Source organism: Bacillus swezeyi (assembly GCF_030908325.1).
Lineage (GTDB): Bacteria > Bacillota > Bacilli > Bacillales > Bacillaceae > Bacillus > Bacillus swezeyi.
On the sequence record NZ_CP133085.1, the window covers coordinates 1,190,920 to 1,215,644 of the forward strand.

25 protein-coding genes are annotated in these 24,725 nt (G+C 45.2%); 11 read left to right on the plus strand and 14 right to left on the minus strand.

Annotated features, from left to right (window positions below; translation table 11 throughout):
* Positions 1 to 76 precede the first annotated feature (76 nt).
* Complete coding sequence (locus RBH91_RS05680) at positions 77 to 1,057, plus strand: aldose 1-epimerase (RefSeq protein ID WP_307893767.1); 981 nt, start codon at positions 77 to 79, stop codon at positions 1,055 to 1,057.
* A 16-nt stretch (positions 1,058 to 1,073) separates the two neighbouring features.
* Here RBH91_RS05680 and RBH91_RS05685 read toward each other — a convergent pair whose 3' ends face one another.
* The 6 genes from RBH91_RS05685 to RBH91_RS05705 all read right to left on the minus strand — a co-directional run bounded on the left by RBH91_RS05685 (position 1,074) and on the right by RBH91_RS05705 (position 6,925).
* Positions 1,074 to 1,238 (minus strand): DUF4944 domain-containing protein, encoded by a 165-nt coding sequence (locus RBH91_RS05685; protein ID WP_307893768.1) that lies wholly within the window; start codon positions 1,236 to 1,238, stop codon positions 1,074 to 1,076.
* Entirely contained in the window at positions 1,235 to 1,390 is a 156-nt protein-coding gene (locus tag RBH91_RS05690) for a DUF4944 domain-containing protein (protein ID WP_307893769.1), read from the minus strand. The genes RBH91_RS05685 and RBH91_RS05690 overlap by 4 nt, the downstream gene beginning before the upstream one ends.
* Positions 1,391 to 1,596: 206 nt before the next feature.
* Entirely contained in the window at positions 1,597 to 3,525 is a 1,929-nt protein-coding gene (locus RBH91_RS05695) for a TOMM precursor leader peptide-binding protein (RefSeq protein WP_307893770.1), read from the minus strand.
* A gap of 1 nt (position 3,526) precedes the next feature.
* Entirely contained in the window at positions 3,527 to 5,371 is a 1,845-nt protein-coding gene (locus tag RBH91_RS05700) for a putative thiazole-containing bacteriocin maturation protein (RefSeq protein WP_307893771.1), read from the minus strand.
* A 117-nt stretch (positions 5,372 to 5,488) separates the two neighbouring features.
* Positions 5,489 to 5,809: a heterocycloanthracin/sonorensin family bacteriocin gene (locus RBH91_RS22625; RefSeq protein ID WP_404802478.1), complete on the minus strand. Its 321-nt coding sequence runs from the start codon at positions 5,807 to 5,809 to the stop codon at positions 5,489 to 5,491.
* Between the two features lie 615 nt (positions 5,810 to 6,424).
* On the minus strand, positions 6,425 to 6,925 hold the full coding sequence (locus tag RBH91_RS05705) for a universal stress protein (protein ID WP_076761644.1): 501 nt from the start codon (positions 6,923 to 6,925) through the stop codon (positions 6,425 to 6,427).
* A gap of 552 nt (positions 6,926 to 7,477) precedes the next feature.
* Between RBH91_RS05705 and RBH91_RS05710 the strand changes: the two genes are divergently transcribed.
* Positions 7,478 to 9,232 (plus strand): multidrug ABC transporter ATP-binding protein BmrC, encoded by a 1,755-nt coding sequence (locus RBH91_RS05710; protein WP_307893772.1) that lies wholly within the window; start codon positions 7,478 to 7,480, stop codon positions 9,230 to 9,232.
* Entirely contained in the window at positions 9,229 to 11,247 is a 2,019-nt protein-coding gene (locus RBH91_RS05715) for a multidrug resistance ABC transporter ATP-binding protein/permease BmrD (RefSeq protein ID WP_307893773.1), read from the plus strand. The genes RBH91_RS05710 and RBH91_RS05715 overlap by 4 nt, the downstream gene beginning before the upstream one ends.
* Before the next feature lie 17 nt (positions 11,248 to 11,264).
* On the opposite strand, the gene RBH91_RS05720 is transcribed toward RBH91_RS05715, so the two are convergent.
* The 3 genes from RBH91_RS05720 to RBH91_RS05730 form a co-directional block, all read right to left on the minus strand.
* The gene (locus RBH91_RS05720; RefSeq protein ID WP_307893774.1) at positions 11,265 to 11,885 is read right to left on the minus strand and encodes an NAD(P)-dependent oxidoreductase; all 621 of its coding nucleotides are present in this window, start codon (positions 11,883 to 11,885) and stop codon (positions 11,265 to 11,267) included.
* Positions 11,886 to 11,909: 24 nt separating this feature from the next.
* The gene (locus tag RBH91_RS05725) at positions 11,910 to 12,053 is read right to left on the minus strand and encodes a hypothetical protein (protein WP_307893775.1); all 144 of its coding nucleotides are present in this window, start codon (positions 12,051 to 12,053) and stop codon (positions 11,910 to 11,912) included.
* 122 nt (positions 12,054 to 12,175) lie between these two features.
* Entirely contained in the window at positions 12,176 to 12,376 is a 201-nt protein-coding gene (locus RBH91_RS05730) for an alpha/beta-type small acid-soluble spore protein (RefSeq protein WP_076761651.1), read from the minus strand.
* A 223-nt stretch (positions 12,377 to 12,599) separates the two neighbouring features.
* Between RBH91_RS05730 and RBH91_RS05735 the strand changes: the two genes are divergently transcribed.
* A complete protein-coding gene (locus RBH91_RS05735; protein ID WP_076761653.1) occupies positions 12,600 to 12,821 on the plus strand; it encodes a hypothetical protein in 222 nt (73 codons plus the stop codon).
* A 42-nt stretch (positions 12,822 to 12,863) separates the two neighbouring features.
* On the opposite strand, the gene RBH91_RS05740 is transcribed toward RBH91_RS05735, so the two are convergent.
* From RBH91_RS05740 to RBH91_RS05760, 5 genes are all read right to left on the minus strand, one after another.
* The gene (locus tag RBH91_RS05740) at positions 12,864 to 13,970 is read right to left on the minus strand and encodes an ABC transporter ATP-binding protein (protein ID WP_307893776.1); all 1,107 of its coding nucleotides are present in this window, start codon (positions 13,968 to 13,970) and stop codon (positions 12,864 to 12,866) included.
* Positions 13,971 to 14,076: 106 nt separating this feature from the next.
* Positions 14,077 to 14,964: a helix-turn-helix domain-containing protein gene (locus tag RBH91_RS05745; RefSeq protein WP_307893777.1), complete on the minus strand. Its 888-nt coding sequence runs from the start codon at positions 14,962 to 14,964 to the stop codon at positions 14,077 to 14,079.
* Between the two features lie 20 nt (positions 14,965 to 14,984).
* Positions 14,985 to 15,194 carry a YheE family protein gene (locus tag RBH91_RS05750; protein WP_076761661.1) on the minus strand — a complete coding sequence of 70 codons (210 nt, stop codon included), beginning with the start codon at positions 15,192 to 15,194 and terminating at the stop codon, positions 14,985 to 14,987.
* 160 nt (positions 15,195 to 15,354) lie between these two features.
* Complete coding sequence (locus RBH91_RS05755) at positions 15,355 to 16,701, minus strand: YheC/YheD family endospore coat-associated protein (RefSeq protein WP_307893778.1); 1,347 nt, start codon at positions 16,699 to 16,701, stop codon at positions 15,355 to 15,357.
* Entirely contained in the window at positions 16,698 to 17,783 is a 1,086-nt protein-coding gene (locus RBH91_RS05760; RefSeq protein WP_307893779.1) for a YheC/YheD family endospore coat-associated protein, read from the minus strand. Before RBH91_RS05760 ends, RBH91_RS05755 begins: the two co-directional genes overlap by 4 nt.
* A gap of 458 nt (positions 17,784 to 18,241) precedes the next feature.
* Between RBH91_RS05760 and RBH91_RS05765 the strand changes: the two genes are divergently transcribed.
* From RBH91_RS05765 to RBH91_RS05795, 7 genes are all read left to right on the plus strand, one after another.
* Positions 18,242 to 18,448 carry a helix-turn-helix transcriptional regulator gene (locus RBH91_RS05765; RefSeq protein ID WP_076761666.1) on the plus strand — a complete coding sequence of 69 codons (207 nt, stop codon included), beginning with the start codon at positions 18,242 to 18,244 and terminating at the stop codon, positions 18,446 to 18,448.
* Complete coding sequence (locus RBH91_RS05770) at positions 18,445 to 18,834, plus strand: hypothetical protein (RefSeq protein WP_307893780.1); 390 nt, start codon at positions 18,445 to 18,447, stop codon at positions 18,832 to 18,834. Before RBH91_RS05765 ends, RBH91_RS05770 begins: the two co-directional genes overlap by 4 nt.
* A gap of 238 nt (positions 18,835 to 19,072) precedes the next feature.
* On the plus strand, positions 19,073 to 20,203 hold the full coding sequence (locus RBH91_RS05775) for a DUF445 domain-containing protein (RefSeq protein WP_307894679.1): 1,131 nt from the start codon (positions 19,073 to 19,075) through the stop codon (positions 20,201 to 20,203).
* A gap of 123 nt (positions 20,204 to 20,326) precedes the next feature.
* Positions 20,327 to 20,680, plus strand: coding sequence for a YlbF/YmcA family competence regulator (locus tag RBH91_RS05780; RefSeq protein ID WP_307893781.1), 354 nt, complete (start codon positions 20,327 to 20,329; stop codon positions 20,678 to 20,680).
* 463 nt (positions 20,681 to 21,143) lie between these two features.
* The gene (locus tag RBH91_RS05785; RefSeq protein ID WP_307893782.1) at positions 21,144 to 22,007 is read left to right on the plus strand and encodes a Cof-type HAD-IIB family hydrolase; all 864 of its coding nucleotides are present in this window, start codon (positions 21,144 to 21,146) and stop codon (positions 22,005 to 22,007) included.
* A 167-nt stretch (positions 22,008 to 22,174) separates the two neighbouring features.
* Entirely contained in the window at positions 22,175 to 23,692 is a 1,518-nt protein-coding gene (locus RBH91_RS05790; protein WP_307893783.1) for a coproporphyrinogen III oxidase, read from the plus strand.
* Between the two features lie 188 nt (positions 23,693 to 23,880).
* Positions 23,881 to 24,657, plus strand: coding sequence for an enoyl-CoA hydratase (locus RBH91_RS05795; RefSeq protein WP_307893784.1), 777 nt, complete (start codon positions 23,881 to 23,883; stop codon positions 24,655 to 24,657).
* Positions 24,658 to 24,725 lie beyond the last annotated feature (68 nt).

Here is a 24,725-nt window from a genome sequence, read left to right on the forward strand (position 1 = left end):
TAGATATAATAAGCTCAGGAAGGCTTGAATGTATACATGCCTGTACCGAATCGATTGAAAATAGGGGGAAATGCGGATGTCCTGCACTGTAGAGAAATCCCGGTTTTTAAATGAAGAAGCGATACTGATGACGAATGAAAGTTTGGAGGCCGTACTTGTGCCAGGCTGGGGGAGCAACCTGATATCACTGAAGTGGAAGCCCAGCGGATTGAACTTGTTAAAAACGCCCGAAACAAAGGAAGAGTATGATGCCAACCCGTATTTATTCGGAATTCCCATCCTTTTTCCGCCTAACCGGATCGATCATGGAAGATTTACATATGAAGGAAAAACATATCAGCTGCCCATCAATGAAAAACCGCTGCAAAACCATCTGCACGGATTTCTGAACGATAAAAAATGGACGGTGAAAAAAGCGGAGGCGGACGAAGAAAGCAGCATGGTGCAAACGGTGCTTCAAGCGGATGATCATCCAGACATTCAGAGCATCTTTCCGCATTCGTTTTCGATCGTCATCACCTATAGATTAAAAGAAAACCATTTGGAGATGGATGCAACCGTTGTCAATCATGGCACAGAGCCGATGCCGCTCGGCTTGGGATATCACACATCGTTTCGCTATCCATTTAATGATGAGGGGGATAAAACACAATGCTTGTTTTCTCTCCCGGCATCAAAACAATGGGTGCTGTCAGACCGCTTGCTCCCGACAGGGGAACTTAGGTCAACAGAGGAATTTAAAAAGGGGAGAACGGCTGCCGGGGAAAGGCTTGATGACATTTTGGCGGCAGAGCTTGATCAAGGAGAAAAGAGCACCGCTGACATTTGCGACCGCCTTGCGGACATTCGCGTGCAATATCAATGCGACAAACATTTTAAGCATTGGGTCGTTTTTAACGGGAAATCGGATCGGGATGACTTGCTTTGCTTGGAACCCTATACATGGGTGACAAATGCCCCGAATCTTGAGCTTCCACGGGATGTGACAGGTTTTGAGGCATTAAAGCCGCAGGAAGAGGCGACAATGCGAAGCAAAATCATAATCGGCGGAGTGTAAGCTTACATTCCGCCATTCAATCATGTTTTTTTATCAAGCGTAAATGGACACATGCTTTCCTTGTCTCCAATTCAACTGGACAGTGGCCATCGAATTCGACTTCGCCGAACTTTTCTAAAAACGACACAGATTCTTCTTTCGATCCGCCGCCGGGAAAAGCGCCTCCAGCATAGTCGATCATTGGCGTTTCGCCGAGGAGCTGAGAGCTATTTGATCATCAAATGTTACAACAAGTGTTTCCGAATACGTGTCATCCGGCTGGCTGCGGCCTGTCCAATAAAAATCTCCGCTGAACCCGGGCGCATCACCGCTTTTTTCATGACGGCCTCCCAATTTCCGTCAGCGCTGTGCCCGGTCCATCTCGGATATTCCGTCATGTCAAAAACCGATCAGCTTCCCGCCAAAATAAACGGCGCAAAAGCCCATCAAAAGGGTTGCAAGAAATAGAATCGGCCGCATGTCTTCCTGTTTCACCACAATTACCGCCTTAAAAAGTTCCGCTTTATTAGAACAATCGGAAAAAATTCTTCATCTTCATTTTAAGGAAATGGGTGTGGATGCGGATTCAGCTGACCGGGTTTTAGCGGCTCTTTTGCGTAGCCCAGTATCTTAGGAACCGTCAAAACCCGTTCAAGCCCCTCCAGGCGGATGAAGCGCTGTCCGAATGTCATGGGAATCAACCCTGGGATAAGCACTTTTACACAGTATAATCCGTTTTGCTTTGTTACAGGTGAAGTCTGATCAATGACGATCACTTCAAGGTTCAAACTGCGTAATTTTTCAAGCAGGCTGCAAAGGTCTTCGGTTAAATCAAGGTTTTTCTTTCCTGGTTTAAAGGCTTCTGCGAAAGTTTGCAAGGGCTCCCTCTGCTCCAATAAAAACCGGAGGCGTTCTTCTGCTTCAGGTAAACCGTACAGCATGCTGTGCTCTTCCATTTTCCTAACTAGAGAAGGGTTGTGGAGCATCTCCACATATTTGTTTCTTTCGTCCTCAAATCTGCGGTCGTGCTTCAGCATCATGCCCGCCAGCTCATGAAGGGCGCTTTTGACCGCTTTTACGGGATCGGGGTGGGCTCCTGCGGAACAAATGAGATTCATCCCTTGCTGCTTTCTGTTTTTGGCGACCGCCCAGATGCTCGGAATACCGTATTCCATGGTTGAATTAAAGACATACAGATCATATCCGGCCACACTGCGCACCCGTTCTGTCATTAAGCTTAATTCAAGATCAGCGGCTGAATCGAGATCAAGCTGCCGGAGAGGCAGTTGAGCATACCAGGTCAGCAAAAATGAATCGCGCTCAGCCGCTTCTAATATAGCGTGGAAAATCGCTTCTTCCAAACTCCCTCCCAATGCACAGCCATTGGATGTTTCATAAACGAAGCTGTCCTCCCGCCCAAGACTGTAATAGGCAAGTGACTCTGGAACAAGAATCGGTCGCTCTTGCAAAAATGAATAGCCCCATACCCAATGGAGCGGGCGATTTCGATGAAATGGCTTAAAAGGAAAATCGGACTGCCGGTATTGTTCAGCTTCATGTAGTCCAGCTTTTCTCGGGTCGAGTGCGTCATGTTTTACATTTTGGTAGCAGTCATGGACAACTGTTCGTTTGCCGCGCGGTTCCATTCCGGAATAACGTTCCAAACCTTCTAATATCGCGGTTAACTCGCTTTCTTCATATGAATGGCTCCGTCCTCCGACACCTTCGTTTCCTATCCATAAGGGCATATTGACAATCATATCGGCGAACGGCAAAATCGCGTCATATATTTTTCCGTTGAAAATTCCTGTTCTCTGATCGAGATAATCTTTTGCTAGTGTTTGTTTTAAATCGTTTGGTTCTCGAACCCGGAAATTGTCCGGCGCCGCTTTAGGATTTGGCTGAAGTGAAATCCGGGCGGATTCTGCTGTATCATCAGGAAGGCTGCCGCAGACACGGCACAGTGGGTCTGGTATAAAAGAATGCAAGGAACTTTCCAGCGTTTTTAAATTGATGATGAACAGTTTTCTTTCCAAAAGGCCGCGCCCGCCGCCCATGATGTTGTCGATTTCCGTGCATATCAAACGGGCCATTTGCCGGCAGCCTGTCTTTGACGCCCATGGATCACGGTGAAGGTCTTCGCTTTTCTGCTCCAGCTCGAGCATTTCCCTGCTGTCGGGTCCGGCGATAAGCCGCCTCATATCGGCGCATTGGGAGCAGCCGGGGCCGTTCGGATAAACGAGCGGACCGATTATACCCTCGCCAAATGATGCAAACACGCGAAGCCATGGAATGCCCGGCGCTCTCAATATCTGTTCAGTCTTGCGATATAAGAAAGGCTGAAAAGCGTCGTGGACAACAAGAACAAACGAAGTCTCCTCCGGTACTCCGGCCTTAAAATCAGACTGACGAATGACCTGATATTTTGCTGATAATTGTTCTGATGCGCCTTCTGCAATCACACCTTCACCAACAATCAAAATACACATTTTAAGCCTCCTCCTTTCTTAACTGCACCCCATAGATGCCCGCTAGGTTTTCTTTCAAAAAAGGTTCAGCTGGAAAATCATAGACCAAAAACTGTGAGCTATGATTGTTTATTAAAGTGGAAAGCAGTGTTTGCGGCGAATCTTCGCAAACAGGGATATCGAGCTTTATGTCATTTTTTTGTAAAATCATGTCCGTCTTCTCCAAAGGCTTTATGTCCATCAATGCCCGCTCGAGCGCTTTTCTGAGCGCCAGAGTGAGATTTAAACCAGGACTCCCATACCAGCGGCCGTGAATACCTGCCCATACAACAGGAAAGTCTTCTATATCCTTGCTTAAACCGATTTCCGGTCTGCCGTGCATCATCGTCAGCGCTTTGAAATAGAATGCCGACTGCTTATCTTGTATTACACCTAAAGGAAACTGGACAATCGTTTCTTTTTCGCCCTTTTTCCGCTCTGTCAATCGATGCTCTAAGCATTTCTGCAATCCTCTCAATACGCCTTCTGCTATTGTTTCTCCGGCTCCGATTCCGAAATCCTCACCATGATTGATAGAAGAGCGTGCCAATCGTGATACATACATTTCAATACCGGTCAGCCCTGCTTCCCGCCTTGCTTCTTCATGGGTGAAACCGATGCAAACCGATTCAGGCAAAAGCTTTGCGGGCCCTATTGACAGCGGATCGGCAGCTTGAACAAAGCACTGTGACAATGGGAGCTGCTTCAAATGTTTTTCTTCCCAGAGATGAAAAATTCCCGATGTGTCAGATGTCAGCTCATTGAAAAACTGAAATAAACGTCCTTCTTCTTTGTTGTCCGAGCGCTCTGCCATTCTCCCTTCAAGGTCGTCAATCAATTGAGCGCGGGCACCGTCAGAATCGATGAGCGGGTGTTTGAGAAATGGGTACCAAGCGCCTTCAAGGGTGGCCAAATCGATTAGGAAAAATTGATTCCGTTTAGTTAACGGCGTAAGTCCTGTAACCGTTTTAAACAAATCAAACACGATGGTGTTTGCCAGCATGTCTTTTCCCGCTGAAGAAAAAACTGCAAGCTCTCGGTCTTCATGAAGCGCCGTCTGATGGATGCGTCGCCATGCCGACTTCCAGCAGGCGTCACCGCCCTGCTGTACGACAGGTCCTGCCAGACCGATTTGCTTCAGACAGACGCCCGGAATGAAGCCTTTCTTCTCTTCCATGCAAATCGTTTGCAGTTTGAGGAGCTCTTCTTGCAGACCATCTTCAGAGACGTACAAAACCCAGTCGACAGAGCGCACCGCTTCACGCCAATTTTGCGCGTCCGTCAATTCGACTGCCTCCTCGCCAGCTATTTCCGTCAGTTCCTTTAAAGCGGGTTGAGAAGAACCTGCCGCCATAACCCGAATATTGGAGAATCCGGATTCGGTCAGCGATCTGACTAGTGAAACAAGAAAGGAACCGGAGCCCGCTGCCAGTACTTTTGTCTGGCGGCATAACTGGAAGCGGTAAGCGCCGGAATCTCCAAAGCTTTCGATAAATTCGATTTGGGCTGCATACGTTTCCAGCACGGAGCTTTTCAATTGGTGAGTCCGGTCGCTGCTTATATCCCGAACAAACCCATTTTTATGGAGCATGTTTCCGATTTCATACACCCTGTTTCGATAAGGAGCGGGTAACCCGTTTGTTAAATCTTCCATTGTATGCTCACCATTGAACATCGGCAGCAATTTTTCAATCCATTGATAAATTGAAGCGCCTTTTATGCGAAACGACCCGGAATTATTTCTAAAATACGCGCCGCCGTTCGGATCAGGAAGAAAATAAGTATCCTGTTTCACTTTCAGGCGGGCGGAAGCGGCTAAATGTGTCATGTTGCTCCTCCTTTTCATGATGGAAAAAGCTATACCATTATATGTAATTTTGTTTGTCCATTATGAAGGGAAGACCCCTGCGGCAAAAGGGACAGGGGCAGTCTTCTCCCAAAAGAACTACATGCCTCCATGCCAGCAGCTTGCACAGCTCCAGCAGCTGTGACATGAACAACTCCAGCAGCTTGCACAGCTCCAGCAGCAATGCCCCGCACAGTTCCAGCAACTATGACAGGAGCAGCTGTGACATGAGCAACTCCAACAGCTCGCACAACTCCAACAGCTCGCACAGCTTCCGCAGCTCGCACAGCTTCCGCAGCTCCAGCAGCTTGCACAGTGTTTGGCATTGGCATGATGACGGTTCGGATCCCAAGCCGTCATTTCACCTGCCTGGAAATGATCCATCCCCAATGACTGCAACTCATCATGAAAATGTTCCATTTTGACAACCCTCCTACATCTTAAATAAAGGAATGGTATTCACTTCAGGAAACCATTCAAAGAAAAAAATCGTTATAAATATGAGTTTAAATATCCCGGGCACTCACAACATCAAATTATGAGCCCTGTTAGGTGATTGTTACTAATTTCAACGCCTATTTTCCTGTAATTGGTATCGGGAGGGCGTGCTGATTTTTTTTCTGTTATTGATATATACAATCAAAGAGATTGCGAAAGGAACTGAAAAGATCACTTTCCTATTTAAGGTGGTAGATTGTAATAGAGGTGTCGATATTAAAATGCTATTCTTGAGGAATTTTGGAAAATTCAAAGAAAGTTACAACTTCTTATTCCAAGAGTGGAAGAATAAATATTTAAATGTCGATTTTAATGTCATTGAATCTTGAGATATCAAGATTTCAAATATAAAATTAAAAAAATAACCTGAACATTTCCAGATTTTAATGATAAAGTCACCAGGAAAATAAGGTTGATATTCCTAGCATATAAACTATGAATGCGATATTTTGAAATGAAAATAGAGACAGCCTCAAGCTGTCTCCTTTTGAAAAAGGCAATGGAGGCCGTTTTGCCGAACCAGCTCTCTGCCAACTCTCACTTCACAATCAACACCGGAATCTCAGACTTTGTGGAAATCTTGTCGCTGACGCTTCCAAACAGCAGTTTTTTCAGGCGGTTTTGGTCGCGCGTTCCCGTGATGACGAGATCGGCGCCGGTGTTTTCGGCGTGGTGAAGGACCGCGTTTGCGGGGTCGCCTTCCAAGATTTCTATTTCAGCATCAAACTGGTTTTCATGTAAGATGATTTTGGCTGCCGCAATCGCTTCTTCTGCACTGTCTTCGTAAATCATCGGCTCCCCGGCCAGATCTGATTCAGGCGGAACAGGAGGTGCAGCCGGGATGCCGCTGTAAAGATAAGATGCACCGGCAGCAGGGCGCTGTTCCTCAGCTGATGCTCTGACTTGTTTCGGTTCATGGACATGGGCGATGGTCAGTTCGGCATCAAGCTTTTTTGTCAGGTCGATCGCTTTTTTTAGCGCTTTCTTGCTTTCTTCTTTTCCGTCAAACGCGACAATAATGCGGTCAGCTTTAAACAACTTGATCATTCCTTTCAGAATGGATTTATTATCGTTTTACCCGATTTTCAAATGATCTAACAAAATATAAGAATATGAATAAAAAGTCTGCAATTGACGAAAAATCAAATTGACAAATAAAGGGCCGTACTATAAGATGGAAAATATTAATAAGATTGGAGGACAGCGTCATGTTGAGGAAAATCAATGCATCAGCTCAGAAAACAAATGAATCTGAACGTGACGGCTCAATACCTTCCATCTGTTTGAAGTAACGATTTCCATCTAAAAAAACGAAGGAAGGCGCATGTCGCGTGAACGAGCGTACATGCGCCTTTTTTGTATAAAGAAGGCATACTGCATATACAGTGTGTCTTTTTTTACGGAGAAAAAACATTTTGTTCCTGATGATCAGGGCATGATGTTTTTCTAATATATGAAAACGAAGCTGAATTGGCCGAATTTTCGCAATCCAAATATAAGGAGGAATTTTTTATGCTCAATGTAAGAAAAAGCGAAATCAAAGATTGTAAGGAAAAGCTCGAAGGCGGCTAAAAAAGGAGAGGATATCACATGTTTTCTGTTTTATGGAAGCTTGGCTGGTTTTTTAAAGATGCATGGCGGCGCTATACAATTGCGATCGCTTTGCTGATCATCGTTAATATTTTAGAGATGTTTCCGCCGAAGCTGCTGGGAAACGCGATTGACGATATGCAGGCAGGCACTTTTTCAATGGCCGGGATGCTTTTGTATATCGGCTTATTAATCGGGCTTGCCATTGTGGTTTATACACTGTCTTACCTTTGGATGTATCAGCTGTTTGGCGGAGCGAATCTGATCGAGAAAATCCTCAGGTCAAAATTGATGGGCCATCTGCTTAAAATGACGCCGTCTTTTTACGAGAAGAACCGCACCGGAGATTTAATGGCGAGAGCGACGAATGACTTAAAAGCGATCTCGATGACGGCCGGTTTCGGAATATTGACGCTTGTGGACTCGACAATGTATATGCTGACGATTCTCTTCACGATGGGGTTTTTAATCAGCTGGAAGCTGACGTTTGCTTCAATCATTCCGCTTCCTTTGATGGCGGTGGCCATCAGTATATACGGGAAGAAAATCCATCAGCGTTTTACGGAAGCGCAGGATGCGTTTGGCGATTTAAATGACCAGGTGCTTGAATCGATCTCAGGCGTAAGAGTGATCCGGGCTTATGTACAGGAGAAAAACGATGTCGGCCGATTTAACCGAATGACGGCGGATGTATACCAAAAAAATATGAAAGTTGCGCTGATTGATTCACTGTTTGAGCCGACAGTGAAGCTTTTGGTCGGGATCAGTTATTTAATCGGCCTCGGCTATGGCGCCTACCTTGTCTTCCGCAGCCAGCTGACATTGGGAGAGCTCGTTTCATTCAACGTTTATCTCGGGATGCTGATCTGGCCGATGTTTGCGATCGGAGAGCTGATCAATGTCATGCAGAGAGGAAATGCGTCCCTTGACAGGGTGAATGACACTTTGTCGTATGAACCTGATGTAGCGGAAGCCTCTCGGCATGAAAAAGCCGAGCCGGGGGATATCGTGTTTGACAACGTCAGTTTTACGTATCCGAGCTCAGCCTCAGAAAACCTTGCCGGCATTTCATTTTCTGTTTTGCAAGGCCAGACGGTCGGGATCGTCGGAAAGACGGGAAGCGGAAAAACGACTTTGGTCAAACAGTTATTAAGACAGTATCCCGCTGGAAAAGGCATGATCAGCATTTCCGGTGTGCCGATTGAGCGTCTGCCTCTTGATCAGCTTCGCAGCTGGATCGGCTATGTGCCCCAGGATCATGTTCTGTTTTCAAAAACGGTGAAAGAGAACATTTTGTTTGGCGGACAATATGCGACAGAACAGGATTTGCGGGAGGTTATTCAAGAGGCCCATTTAGAAAAGGACATTGAACTGATGTCAGATGGGCTGCAGACGATGGTCGGCGAAAAAGGCGTCGCATTATCAGGGGGGCAAAAACAGCGGATTTCAATCGCGAGAGCCATGATCGCACAGCCTTATATTTTGATCTTGGATGATTCGCTCTCCGCTGTTGATGCGAAGACGGAAGCAGCGATTATTGAAAACATCAGACACGGCAGGAAAGGCAAAACAACCTTTATTACGTCACATCGCATGTCAGCGGTTGAACATGCCGATTTCATCATCGTCTTAGAGGGTGGAAAAGTGTCTGAGAAGGGAACGCACCAAGAACTGATCGCAGGTAAAGGCTGGTATTTTGAGCAATATGAAGCACAGCGGCTTCCTTCAGGAGAAGAAGGGGGGACTGTTATATGAAGACTGGAAAAAGGCTTTTTCAATATGCGCTTCTTTATAAAAAAACTCTAATCGCGGCGCTTGTGATGCTGACTGTAGCGGTCACAGCCGAACTGACCGGGCCGATGATCGCCAAAAAGATGATTGACGATCATATTTTAGGAATTGAAAAAACGTGGTATGAGGTCTCAGAGAAGGGCAAACATACGGTTTCCTATAAAGGCCGGGAATTTGTCAGGGAAGACAGGGCAGACCCTTCGGCTGAAAAGCGCAAGGAAGTTCATATTTTTCAAGTCGGCATGAATTATTATTTTGTGGATGAAGCGGTTCCTTTTGATGGAAAACGGACAGCGGCCGGAGGAGAACTGCGGATTTCAAGCGGAAAACAATCCGAAACCTATCAGGCCGTCCCGCTGTCAAAGTCTGAAGTGTTTTCTTTTTACGAACCTGAAGTCAGAGGACTTGTGTCACTGGTCCTTTTGTATCTTGTCCTTTTGATTTTCTCGATTTTTTTCCATTACGGGCAAATTTATCTGCTGCAGATGAGCGCAAACCGCATCATTCAAAAGATGAGGCAGGATGTGTTCGCCAACATTCAAAGGCTGCCTGTCCGCTATTTTGATAATCTGCCGGCCGGAAAAATCGTTGCCAGAGTAACTAATGATACAGAAGCGATCCGCGATCTGTATGTGACCGTCCTTTCGACATTTGCGACGAATTTGATTTATATGGCCGGCATTTTTGCCGCATTGTTGTTGCTTGATGTACGGCTTGCGTCCGTCTGTCTGCTAATATTGCCGCTTATTGTCATTTGGGCGGCCGCTTACCGAAAATTTGCGTCTGGCTACAATCATAAGCTTCGCTCGATCAACAGTGAGATCAACGCCAAAATGAATGAGTCGATTCAAGGGATGACGATTATTCAGGCGTTCCGCCGCCAAAAGGATATCAAGCGGGAATTTGAACAGCTGAATGACAGCCATTTCCAATATCAAAATAAAATGCTCAATCTGAATTCCCTTATGTCCCACAACTTGATCAACATTCTCAGAAACCTGATGTTCACTGCATTGATCTGGTACTTTGGAGGTGCGGCGCTGAATGCGGAAGGAATGATTTCAATCGGTGTCCTCTATGCATTCGTTGATTACCTGAATCGTTTGTTTGAGCCGATTACCGGCATTGTTAACCAATTTGCCAAGCTTGAATTGGCTCGCGTATCATCGGAGAGGGTATTTCGCCTTTTGGATGAGCCGGGTGTCGATGTTGAAGATAAAAATTCCGAAAAAGTAAACGGTCATGTCGTGTTTAAGGATGTGTCATTTCGCTATGATGACGGGGACGATGTATTGCAAAACATTTCATTTGAAGCGAAACAAGGGGAAACCGTAGCATTAGTCGGCCATACGGGCTCAGGCAAAAGCTCGGTCATGAACGTTCTTTTCCGCTTCTACGACATTCAAAAAGGCGATGTGACAATTGACGGAACAAGCATTTACCATATGTCCCGGCAGGAAATCAGGCAGCACATGGGCATTGTGCTCCAAGATCCTTACTTGTTTTCAGGGACGATTGCTTCCAATGTCAGCCTTGAAAATGAAGACATCTCAAGAGAGCAGATTGAAGCGGCACTGAAGCATGTAGGGGCTGATAAGCTTTTTACCCAACTCCCTAAAGGCTTTGATGAGCCGGTCATTGAAAAAGGCAGCACGCTTTCGTCAGGGGAAAGACAGCTGATTTCGTTTGCACGGGCGCTTGCTTATGATCCGGCCATCCTCATTTTAGATGAGGCGACGGCAAATATCGATACCGAAACAGAAGCGATGATCCAAAAGGCGCTTGATGTTGTCAAAAAAGGGCGCACAACCTTTATCATCGCTCACCGGCTGTCGACAATCAGGAACGCAGATCAAATTCTTGTGCTTGATAAAGGGCGAATCATAGAACGGGGTCATCATGAAGAGCTGATGAAACAAAAAGGGCAGTATTATCAAATGTATGAGCTCCAGAAAGGACGCGGAACGCTTATAGGGTAAGCTGGCTTTTAAAACGATTAATAAGCTAATCCCACTCTTGTTCTGATATATAGATCAGACTCAAGCTGTGCAAAAAGAAAGTGAGCGGTATCACCTGTTGATATCGCTTTTCCGCCAAGCGGCAAAAAGTCCCGTTCAACCCGATACTTTTCAACGGCCGGACCTTCTGGGAGATAGGTAGGGCAAATGATTGTCCAATCCAGACTTGAGTCCCGGAGCCATTCATATACCTGGGCATGTTCTTTTGCCGCCCGCGCCGAGCGCCGTTTTGATTCATTTGATTCAAAACGGTATAGTGTCGGATCTTGTCTTGCATTTAAAATTCCGGCGGTTCCGATGGTGATCAGCCGTTTTTTGTTCTGTTCATTCATGGTGTTGATTATATTTTGGACGGAGACGGACAACGTATCGTCCCCGTCCGTATTTAAACAGCTGACAACAATGTCCGCCTCTTCAATCAAAGCTCTCGTGTCATGCTGGTTTCTTGCGTTTCCCGTAAGCGTCTGGCAGCGGTTTTTCAGAAGGTCCGCACGTTCCCCGCGGACGAGGGCATACACGGAATGTCTGCCGTCTTTTTCTAGAAAATTGACAAAGGCCTGTCCGACACGGCCTGTGCCTCCCAAAAGTGCAATCTTCATCATCAATTCCTCCCATCTGATCTATCATACGTCAGATCGCCCGGAAGAAAAAGCCCTCGGAAAGCGGAAGAGCGGATGAAAAGGGCGGACATTGACGACATATTCGTGCAAGAGAGAAATTCCGACAAATTGAAACAGTTCCCAATTAATGCTTGCCACAAGCTGCATGCCGATTCCTCCTTTCTACAGCATATGAAAAAAGGAGAAGCCGGGTGCGGGATTTTACCTATGCAAAAAGAAGGTGCAATTGAATGCACCTTCTCAGCCATTATTATGAAGTTATATTAATTTTAGTGTTGACCGCCCATAGAAGCTTGAGCTTGAGAAACTAAACGTTTTGTGATTTCTCCTCCGACAGAGCCGTTCGCACGAGAAGTGGTGTCAGCGCCAAGGTTTACACCGAACTCAGAAGCGATTTCGAATTTCATTTGTTCGATCGCCTGAGCAGCGCCAGGTACAACAAGTTGGTTTGAAGAATTTTGGTTAGCCATTTGTATCCAAACTCCTTTTTAAAATAGTATGGTTGGGCTGGCTGGATTTGCACCAGCTGACGGTTTTCACCGCTGCCTTCTTTGGCTAAGCCCAATGTGAATTGTTACTACGTATTATGGAGAGATGGTTCACATTCCATGCATACAGCTCAATGGTAAATGTTGAAAGTGCAATTTTTTGCGAGGGCGGGCATGCTAAGGAAAAAGTCAGGAGGATGGAGAGATGTGTCCTGTTTGCAATGGCATTCTTGTCGAGGCAAGAATGTGTCCGAAGTGCGGCGGTGAGATGGCAGACGCCGGGAGAACGACCGATTTTTACGGCCCGTACAGTCCGTATATGGAATTTGATTCTTTTCTGCAGACGCAAACAACATGTATTCACTTATACACTTGTCAAGACTGCACTTATGAAGAAACCGTTGAAATTGCAATGACCGAAGCATAGCAGGGCATTTGCTTCGGTCATTGCATCATTGGAGCTGCCGGGTCATCCTTCAGAGCGGATGCGGAGCTCTGTTTCTTTATCAAAAAAGTGTGCTTTATTCATGTCAAATGCAAGAGCGAGTGAATGGCCTGCCTGTGCATCTGTCCGAGAATCGACTCTTGCGATGAACGGATGTCCGCCCGCTTGGGAGTAGAGCATTGTTTCAGCGCCCATCAGCTCTGCCACTTCAATTTTGGCATCGATTTTTGACTCCTTTGAGGCTTCGATAAAGACAGGCTCATCATGAATGTCTTCAGGTCTGATTCCCATGATGATCTCTTTTCCGACATAGCCTTTGCCGCGCAGAATCTTCATTTTTCCCTCTGGAACGAGGACGGAAACATCACCGTATGTAAAGGTTTTTTCCTTGAGGGTGCCCGTGAAAAAGTTCATTGCCGGAGAGCCGATAAAACCGCCGACAAATACGTTTTCCGGATTTTCATACACTTCCTTCGGCGCGCCGACCTGCTGGATGAGGCCGTCTTTCATGACGACAAGCCTTGTTGCCATCGTCATCGCCTCTGTCTGGTCATGCGTAACATAGATCGTCGTCGTTTGCAGGCGCTGATGGAGCTTTGTGATTTCAGCGCGCATTTGAACGCGCAGCTTGGCGTCAAGGTTTGACAAAGGTTCATCCATCAGGAATACTTTCGCATCGCGGACGATGGCGCGTCCTAATGCGACACGCTGGCGCTGTCCGCCGGAAAGCGCTTTTGGCTTTCTGTCCAAATACTCTTCAAGTCCTAAAATTTTGGCTGCTTCATGCACCCTTCGTTTAATCTCATCTTTTGGAAACTTCCTCAGCTTTAATCCGAATGCCATGTTGTCGTAGACGTTCATATGCGGATAGAGGGCATAGTTTTGGAACACCATCGCGATATCGCGGTCCTTCGGGGCAACATCATTCATCCGTTTTCCATCGATGCTGAATTCGCCGTCTGTAATTTCTTCAAGACCTGCAATCATTCTGAGCGTTGTCGATTTTCCGCATCCTGAAGGCCCGACAAAGACGATAAACTCCTTATCCTCAATATGAAGATTAAAATCATCTACAGCGGTCACTTTGTTGTCATATACTTTATAAATCTGATCAAGCACCAGCTCTGCCATTTTTTATCCCCCTTTATTTATGTAAGCGCTTAACTTGTTTTTATCTTATAAAACTGAATAGGCGGTGTAAATGGACATGATGCACAATTTGCTTTCGTGCAGGTTGCTATAAAAGCTTGAGAAAATGCAAAATAAAATAAACGGCGGCTGCTTCTTCAAACTGTCTGATATCGATTGCGGTCCGTTCAATAAATTTGTCGATTCTGTATTGCAGACTGTTTCGGTGGATAAATAATCGTTTTGCTGTAAGAGAAGCGTTCAAGTTGCACCTCATATACGTCCGGATCGTTAAGGATGTCTCCTGATCTGACAGCGCATCTCTTATGGCATCCGATAATAGGGAGGCTTTGATTTTATCCGGTGCTGCCAATAAAAATGACGGGAGGCACTGGCAAAATGAGGTGACTTTTCCGCGCTCGCTGTTCGCCAGGATATGCTGAAACATTTGTTTTTCAAAACGGATTTTTTCTTGAAGCGAAGCATTGACTAGATGAAGCTGGCCGCTGAAAAACACTGGGGTTGACAGAAAATCGCTTGTCAGCGCGTCGGAAAGTTGCTCCAATTCCTTTTTCGGGAGATATGGAGAAGGATCTTCGTGAATGATGAGCGCTTCATGCTGATCGTACCAAACAATAATCGGATGTTCGAAAAAGCCGCTGACCGCTTCTTTGATGGCCTGTCTTTCTTCAAGTGAATGTTTCATTTTGAAAAAATGTCCTTGGACAAGCTGGATGTTTTCCGGGTTTTCCAGCGGGGCATTTGCAAAAAAATATTGATGCCATTCTTTCTCACGGGGGGTCAGCTGAGACGGCTGCGATTCTGAAAAAGGCTGAAACAACGCCAACAGCAGCTGTTTTTCCCGTTCTGTGACCGCTTCTTTCAAAACGCCGAACGTTTCGCCTTCGTCCGTTTGAAACCAGAGCGCTTCATGCTTTTGAGCTGAGCCGGAAGCCATCATCTTTTCACCGTATAGCGTCTTTAATTTCTCCAGCATCCTGAAAACGTCCTTTTCTTTTACTCGTAAATATGGAAGAGCATTAACTCATGAATTTTGCTTTTAAGGGAAGGTTCGTCATCATGCGGCGGATAAACGCTGCCCCATTCAATCTCCCCTGACCTATGATAAATTCCTTCATAATGTGTTCCTTTATGGTAAAACGAAATTTTCCAGCCAGGCAGTTTTTCTTTTTTAAACAACGGCTTCCATTGAAAGTGAGAAATCATAAAGTGCCACGCTCCTTAATTGATTTCTAATGGTCAGCCTCGAACACAAGCCGACTATAAACGTTGATTTGTTATCATTGTATCTCATTCACAGGAAAGATCATAGGCTCTTTTCATGACTAAAAAAATACCGTGAAGAATTGATTCTTCACGGTTGAATTTATTGCCACATGTTCTCGGGAAAAAGGATCGATTGTTCAGTCAAGTATGAAGCGTATTCGAAATTCCTTTTTTTCGTCAAGCGGCTGACAGATGTTAAGCGGGGGTGGGCGAAAATGCCTCTGCCCGGGCGCGAGTTGGCTTCAAACATCCAAACTTTTCCCGAGTGGTCCATTCCGAGATCAAGGCCCATTTCCCCGATAAAACCGTCCATTTTCTCATCGAGAACCTGGCTGATGAGCACCGCTGTTTTTGTCAGTTTTTGCAGGATGATCAGTCTCTCCATGGGATCATCATAGATTTCTGCAAGCGTTTTGACGGCGCCTCCGCTCGAAAGATGTGTTGTGACCCCGTCCTTTTCCGCTATTTTGGCGGCGATCGCTGTAACAGTCCATTTCCCTTTTCCGTTTTTGTTTGTATGCACTCTGAAATCAGCGGGATGATCGCCGACTTTGATCCGTTCAATTCCCTCCTGTGCAATATAGGGAGTTTCTTTATGGCGCTTCTGTAAATCGTTTAAAAAAGCATCTGCTGATGGATACGGCTTTCCGCCTTTGGCATGCTTTGCCTGCAGGCTGTTTTCTTCAGATGCGGAGAGCTGAAAAATCCCGTTTCCCAAGCTGCCATTGGCGGGTTTGACATAGACGACGCCATACCGGCTGATCATCTCGTCAAGCTTCTCTGCACTCGGCTGGAATACCGAATATGGAAGCAGATCTTTCGTTCTTTCGTCTTGCTGCATGGACTGGTATATGTCCCATTTATTAAAGAAGCCCGGATTGAACCATGGAATTCGGTATTCGTTCATCAGCCGCGCCTTCGTTTCCTGCAATTCGGCCGAATCTTCCGCCTGTCGGTTTGGCAGTCTGTCATAAACCACATTGGGCAGTGGAACGGTGATGTCTTCCCAGCCGTTTTCCTTGAAAATGAGTCCCTGGACGGTTCCTTCTTCCCACTGAATCTGGTGGGCTCCGAACAGGTAGCAATAGCCGCCTGCAGGAAGATCCATCGTCAGAAGCTTTGAAAAAAACAAAGAGCGCCCTCTGACAGGCTCCAGCTCCGACTTTGTGAAGCCGGCGGTGAAAATGCCGATTAAAGGCCCGATATAGACGGTATTGTCGCGGAAAAGCAAGGATGCTTTGCCGCGGTAAGGAATCCGCAGGTTGTTGTACAGGTTCTCAGAAAGCAAAACCGTTCGCTGCAAATGGCTGTCAAAAGAGATATGGCATCTTTCCACGCTCGTTCCGAAAGCGGCATACAATAGACCGTCCTGCTTTAAAGAAGCGGGGAGAAGCAATGTATTTTCGCTGTTTGGGTGAACCCCGACTGTAAACGGTTTACCGGTCATCCTTTCTCAGCTCCTTTCTTGTCCGGCGATGCTGCAAAAGAGGAGCAATATTCCAAAGGGCCTTGATGCAAAAGCTTGCTGTTTTCAGGAGAATACTGTAAAAATGCTTTTTTTCCAGGCTTTGAATTGACATCAAGAAGCCAGACTTTTCCGTCTTTCGTCAAACAGATATCAAGACCGAGCTCAAATAAAGGTCCATGCGCGGATTCAAGCGCTCTGGGGACGGCTTGCGATATCGTCTCTAAGTCATCGAGAAGAACGGCCTGACGCTTCTTCGGAACGGATAAAAGCCAGCTGTCAAAGCTTACAGACTCCGAGCCGCCGGCCAAGTTGGCGAGCAGTCCGTGCTGGTAGCTTCTTCTCACTGTTCTTCCGGCCGTAGCCCATTCCCCCGCTCCATTTTTCTGCAAAAGCAGCCGGATGTCGCACGGATAACCGTCTTTGTCTTGAATGTCGAGGAACGATTGCAAAAGATAACGGTGCTGAAGAACTTTTTTGCACCATGTTTCAAAAGAGGCCTGCTTGGAAAAAGATTTGAGCTGTTTATGCTTTCCGACTTGATAAGAGGCTTTGACCGTTTTCCCCGTCATTTCGAGATGAATCATGCCGCGTCCTCCTGAGCCGTATGCAGGCTTCAATATACACTTTTTTTCTTTTGTAAGGCGGCGCAGAACATCTTGGGCGCTGCCTGCGAGAGATGTTGCAGGCAGGTAAGACTTGAGAATCGGATCAGCCCTTAAAGCTTTGTAAACCGTCCATTTATCAGGGAGTCCGAGTCCGAGGAACTTCGTTTTTGGGTACTTTTTGAGCCAGTCAACGATCGGCTTTGCTTTCTTTGATTGCTGATCTTTGCCATAAAAGCAGCGGTCATAGATCAGCTCTGGAATTTCCCGTTCCACTTCATTCCATTGTCCTGATTTCGAATGATAGGTGAGCGCTTTAACAAGCGTGGAGCCGGGAGAAATATCTAAAGGTGTGAACCGGATAAACCGGATTCCGTAATCCGAAGCCATTTTCGCTAATTCCTCGGCATAGGCTTTTTCGTGTTCATGGGACAGCGACATAAATCCAAGCGTCAGCATGCATATTCCTCCTTGTTAAAAAACGCTTAGCCGGCCAAAAAAGGACGCGGCTAACTCTGTTAAGCCTTGGGGGGCAATCTTCATATACATGAACTTCTGTTAAATGATACGCCTGAAACTGCGGAAATAGGCATTTATAAATTGGAAATTTATTAAAAATGTCTTTCGCCCTAAATAAAAGCCACTTGACCAATTTTATTGTTCAAACGCCTGTCCCATGTTATTTTTGTTCCGCAATCGGTCCATTTAATGGAATAAGACGTTCAAATAAACACTGGATAATATATGATGGAGATTGTGAAAGAATGTCCTTCAACTAAAGGATAGATTAGTGAAGGAAGACATATTTTGATATGATGGTTTGGATGTAAAAAATATTTGACACCTAAACCATCTTTTTTTATACTTTGTATGTAAAAACTTTTTAACACCTATCTTATTGTGAAGGTGGAAATCTAATGAAAAATCAAATCAAGGAGTATCGAGAGAAAAAAAACATCTCGCAAGGAAAATTGGCAGACTTATGCAATGTGAGCAGACAGACGATTAATGCCATTGAAAACAATAAATATGACCCAAGTTTACAATTAGCATTTGATATTGCAAAAAATTTAGAAGTTAGGGTTGATATCTTGTTTTTAAATGAAAAGGAGGGAGAAGGGTGAGCACTCGAAAAATTGGTTCGGTAATATCTGGTATAGCTGCTCTGATTGTGGTAGGCTTTACAATTTATAAGATTATTGTTGGAAAAGATGTTGGATTTAACGAAGTTATGAGTATGGGCGCTTTGTTGATGATCTTTTTTTCTGCCATCACTTGGGGAACAAAGGAAGAGCAAGATGGAATATTGCAGGAGGAAGAGCTTGGACAAAGGATTACAGAGAAAAGTTCGAAAGTGAGTTATTTTCTTCTGACATTTTTTATTTTTGGAGCAGTAGTTGCTGACCAATTTATAAACGAGACAATCAATATCTTTCTATTGCTGTTATTAGGGCTATCAATGATAACTTTACCTTTTATAGAGTTTTTAGTTGCAAAAAAATATCAGTAATATGTATAACTTTTTTCACTACCATGAAAATAAACTTCTGTAAGTAAAAGAAGAAGGCAATCCTAAAGAAGACGCAGCTTATTCGTTTTTTAAATAGAGGCGAGCGTAAGGTGCTTCGGGTTCCTATCCTCAGGTAACGATAGGCATAGAACGAAAACAGGCGGGTCCGATCTGCGGACGGCCGTGTGCAGTCTATGCAGCAATGACATCAGGTGAATGGAAGGCAGTTGAAAAAGAAATGTATGTGTTTGGAATTTTTGTCATCATGATTGCAATTGGCGCACTGATTGGAGCTGTGACGAATCATTTTGCAATTAAAATGCTTTTTCGCCCATATAAGGCGCATTACATATTTGGGAAGCGGGTGCCGTTTACGCCCGGTTTGATTCCGAAAAGACGCGATGAATTGGCGAGACAGATGGGACAGATGGTCGTCAACCATCTGCTGACAACGGAAGGAATCAAAAAAAGGCTGGCATCAGATGCAGTCAAAACAGAGGCGCTCCAATTGGGGGAACGGCTGCTGGCGCATTTCAGCAAATCACCGTCTACCCTTGAAGAAACACTGGAGAAAATCGGGATTGCAAACCCTGCTCAACAAGCGGATCAATTTGTCAACAAATGGACAGATGAAAAGCTGTCTGCACTTTTATCAACTTATGAAAATGAACCGCTGAAAGAGCTTATTCCTATAGAAGCGCAGGAAAAGCTGAAAGAAAAAATCCCGATGGTATCCGGTTATATTTTAAAGCGGGCTGTCAGCTATTTTGAGAGTGATGAAGGGAAAAACCGCCTTGGACATATGATTGACGATTTTTTGAAAGAACGCGGTATGCTCGGGAGCATGGTGCAGATGTTTTTAGGAAACAGCAGTCTGATAGACCGGGTTCAGCCTGAGATCATCAAGTTTTTAAAAAACGGCGAAACCGCCCGGCTGCTGACAGATCTGCTTGAAAACGAATGGGACAAGCTGAAGGAGTTTACGTTTAAAGAAGCTGATGAAAAATGGAACCTTAAAACCCTGATCATGAATGTAAAAGAAAAGCTGATGATCCGATTCTCGCTTGCGCCTTTTTTCGCAAGATCGACTGGCTCTTACGTCTCCATGATTGAACAGAATATAAAAGAGCGCCTGCCGGAGATTTTCGACCGGCTTCTCGAAGAGGCGGGCCGCCGCCTTGACGATATATTGAAACGGCTCCAGCTTGAAGATATCGTCAAGGAACAGGTGGACAACTTCCCAGTCGAGCGGTTGGAAGAAATGGTGCTGTCCATATCAAAGCGGGAGTTTAAAATGATTACGTATCTAGGCGGGCTCCTTGGCGGAATCATCGGTGCCGTTCAAGCTCTTTTCGTGATTTTGATCTGATGAATAAACGCCTGTTTTACACGGAATGTTAGTATAACTGTGAAAAATGTTCCATAGTTTGTTATAGTGGAGTGGTGCCATTTCCATAGAAGAGGAAACCTGGCAAGAAAGGAGCGTATAAACATGACGGTTAATTTGCATGATACGGCTTATGATTTGGAGAAAGCCTTGCGTCAAAGTGAAGAATACTCTCGATTGAAAGGCCTTTATGATGAGGTAAATGCCGATGCATCTGCTAAAAAGATGTTTGATAACTTTCGCGATATTCAATTGAAGCTTCAGGAGAAACAGATGAACGGTGAAGACATTTCCCAGGAGGAAGTCGAACAAGCACAGAAATCCGTAGCACTCGTTCAGCAGCATGAAAAAATTTCAAACCTGATGGAAGCAGAGCAGCGGATGAGCGTGCTGATTGCTGAATTAAACAAAATCATCATGAAGCCGCTGGAAGAACTTTACGGAAACCCTGAAAGCTGATCAAAAACCCCTCTTTTCGAGATAAAGAGGGGTTTTTTTAACTAAGTGAATAAATAACTTTCATAATGATTTAAAAAAAGACTTGTCAATTTATGAATTAATTGCGATAATACTAAATGTAAGTGCTTTCATAGTTTGCCGGGATACGATCATGATCAAAACTGACTAGCGGCAAAATGATAAGGGGTACAGAGAAAATTGCCAGATTGTTTTTATGGAAAGCACAAATTCCGGTCAGATAAAAGGGGTTCACTATATGCAGTGAATTGAATGAAAAGGGGCATTGAATTCGCTGTTTTTCGATATTGAGGGAGAAATCATGATCGTATCCAAAAGATGCGAAGCAAAAAGTCTGTGAAAACAGGCTTTTTTAGTTTGGATAAAAGTGAGGTCTGTTCTAAAGAGGAGGATCGGGACATATTCTCTATAACAGATTCAGTCATCAAAGAAGGGGGACCTCCTAGTGTCAAAACAAATGCTTGCGCTCAATATAGACGGAACGCTGCTTCGGACAAACGGACGGCTTCATCCCGCAACGAAGGAAGCGATAGAATATGCAAAGAAAAAAGGTGTATATGTTACGCTCGTTACAAACAGACATTTTCGATCCGCACAAAAAATTGCGAAATCTTTAAAGCTCGATGCGAAACTGATTACTCACAGCGGAGCCATTGTTGCGGATAAAATTAATGAGCCTTTCTTAGAACAAAGGATTTCTGAAGAAAAAACGTTTAATCTTGTGCAAATATTGGAGAGCTATGATTGCAATATACGAATTCTGCATGAGAAATATTCAATCGGCAACCGGAAAAAAACAAACTCAAATCTGCTGGGGAAAACGATGATCCACCCGTCTGACCCGATCTTTTATCCAGTGCAGTTCGTTGATTCTTTAAGCGATATGCTGATGGATGAACCGGTCAGTGCCCCGGTCATCGAGGTTTACTGCACAAAAGAGCAGAAAGAAGAAATCAGGCAAACAATCGAAAACGCTTTTCCTTCAGTTGACATCATTGAGGCCGGAGAAAAAATGCTGATTGTCCACAAAGGTGTTTCAAAAGAGTCCGGGTTGACGATGCTTGCCGCAGACCTTGGCTTTAAAATGGAAGACGTTGTCGCGATCGGCCATGATATCGATGATCTGCCGATGATTGAACTTGCAGGAGTGGGCGTCGCAATGGGCAATGCCGCACAGGAAGTGAAACAAAAAGCCGACTGGGTGACGCGATCCAATGATGAGCAGGGCGTCGCCTATATGATCAAAGAATACTTCAGAATGCAGCAAAGCAAAGGCTTTCTCAACAAATTTCATATTAGAAAAGTGTGACCCGGTGAAATCCCTGTTTTCATTTGAAAACAGGGATATTTATTGTGAAAAAGAGGGCTTAATATATTTTCAATGCAGCATGAAAAAACTTCCCCGTTTCCCGGATTGATTTTGCCCATTTATTTTTGTACACTAAAGAAAGTTTTGAAACGAAAAAGGTGAGGATATTGCGCATTTATATAGAAGGGCTTCAAGATGAAAGATTCCAGCGGCCGCTTGAGCATATAGCCCATTTATTTTTTGAAGAGAGCGAAGTTGTGTTTGATGAAGAAGAAACCGCAGACCTTGCGATTATACTCCGCTATGAACGGGATGAGGCGTCAGTCATTGCATCGGGAGCGATAAAAGATACGGACATCAAAGCGGACTACACGAAATCACTCGAGCCTCAATTAATGGAGAAGGAAGCGTTTAAGCAGGTGAAAAACACCGTTTCCTACGTTTATTTGAGCATGCTTCAGGAGCATACGGGAATCGTTCAGACGTGGGGGATTCTTACCGGAGTCCGCCCGACAAAGCTGCTTCATAAAAAACTGCAAAGCGGCATGTCGAAAGAAGCGGCCCACGCCGAATTGAAACGGGACTACTTAATTCATGAAGAGAAAATCGAACTGATGCAAAACATCATTGACCATCAGCTGAAAGCCGTTCCTGATTTATATGAGCTTGACAGGGAAGTGAGCATTTATATCGGCATTCCTTTCTGCCCGACGAAATGCGCGTATTGCACTTTTCCGGCTTATGCGATCAGAGGACAAGCCGGACGGGTCGGCTCATTTTTGTGGGGGCTTCATTTTGAAATGCAAAAAATCGGTGAATGGCTCAAACAGCATGATGTCAAAATTACGACCGTTTATTTTGGCGGAGGCACACCGACAAGCATTACGGCTGAAGAAATGGATCTGCTGTATGAAGAAATGTACCGTTCCTTTCCCGATGTGAAAAACATCCGCGAAGTCACGGTTGAAGCGGGGCGCCCCGATACGATCACAGAGGAAAAGCTTGCGGTGCTGAAAAAATGGAACATCGACCGGATCAGCATTAACCCGCAGTCTTACGAGAATGAAACCTTGAAGGCGATCGGCCGCCATCATACGGTTGAAGAGACGGTCGAAAAATATTGCCTGTCTCGGAAGCACGGCATGTCAAATATCAATATGGATTTAATCATTGGCCTTCCGGGCGAAGGTGTCAAAGAATTCAGGAACTCCCTTCGCGAAACGGAAAAATTAATGCCGGAGTCTCTGACAGTCCATACGCTGTCATTTAAGCGCGCGTCTGAAATGACAAAGAACAAGCATAAGTACAAAGTGGCGGACCGCGAGGAAATCGTCAAGATGATGGATGATGCGGTGTCATGGACAAAACAGCACGGCTACCAGCCCTACTATTTGTACAGGCAAAAAAACATTCTCGGCAATCTTGAAAATATCGGCTATTCTCTTCCGGGGCAGGAAAGCATCTACAACATTATGATCATGGAAGAAAAACAGACGATTATCGGCATCGGCTGCGGAGCGGCAAGTAAATTTGTCGATCCGAACACAGGGAAAATCACGCATTTCGCCAACCCAAAAGATCCGAAAACATACAATGACAGGTTTGAACACTACACAGAGGAAAAGCTCCGCTACCTGTCTGAGCTTTTTGGCGAGGACGCCAAAAGCGGCTTTCAGGGAGCTTAAGTTTTGGCTGCCGGCTTAACCTGCAGCTTTTTCATTGACCAGATCATAGTCTTTAAACGAAGGCTGAGCACACGCCTGATATCCGATTTCAGCACCGATCCATCAAGCATAAAAAGGATTTTGGAGGCTCAAAGTGGAATAGTTTAAGCTAATGCTACATGAAAACGTATTCACGGAGGTGCTGGAAGATGGATTATATTAAATGGAAAGACCATGGCGAGATGTTTGAGATTGTGCTGAATCGCCCTGAAGCGTATAATGCCTTGAATGAACAAATGCTTGAAGAGCTGAAAGAAGCTTTAATCCTTGCCGGGGAAACAGAAGCGATGCTGTTACTGATAAAAGGCAGCGGAAAAGGGTTTTCTGCCGGAGGAGACATCAATATGATGATGTCTTCCGCTGATGAAAAGCTCTCAGAGACTGTGATCGATACGATTTCAGAAGTTGTGATGATGATCTACAGCATGCCCAAGATCACGGTCGCGGCTGTCCACGGCGCGGCTGCAGGCCTGGGGATGAGTCTGGCGCTCAGCTGTGATCATGTACTCGCGGAAAAAGGCGCCAAACTGGCGATGAATTTTATCGGCATCGGCCTTGTTCCCGATGGCGGAGGACATTTCTTTTTAGAGAGACGGATCGGTGAAAGGGCGGCAAAAGAACTGATTTGGAGCGGCAAAAAACTGACGGCTGATGAAGCGCAGAGGCTCCAGCTGGTTGATGCTGTATTTAGCGGAGACCTTGACCGCCATACCGGCTCACACCTCGAAAAGCTGCTGCAATCACCGCTTTCCGCCATGATTGAAACGAAAAAAATATATCAAACCTTGAATGCCGGCCATCTACAAAAAACGCTCGAGCTCGAAAAAACAGCCCAGATCAAAATGAGGCGGACAAATGACCACCAGGAAGGAATCCGCGCATTTTTAGAAAAACGAAAACCCCGGTTTAATCAAAAATTAACGTGATCACGGGTTTGGTAGAGGCGTCTCTGGGATTTTTGTCTTGGGAAAGACGTGCGAAAATGAGTTGTAAC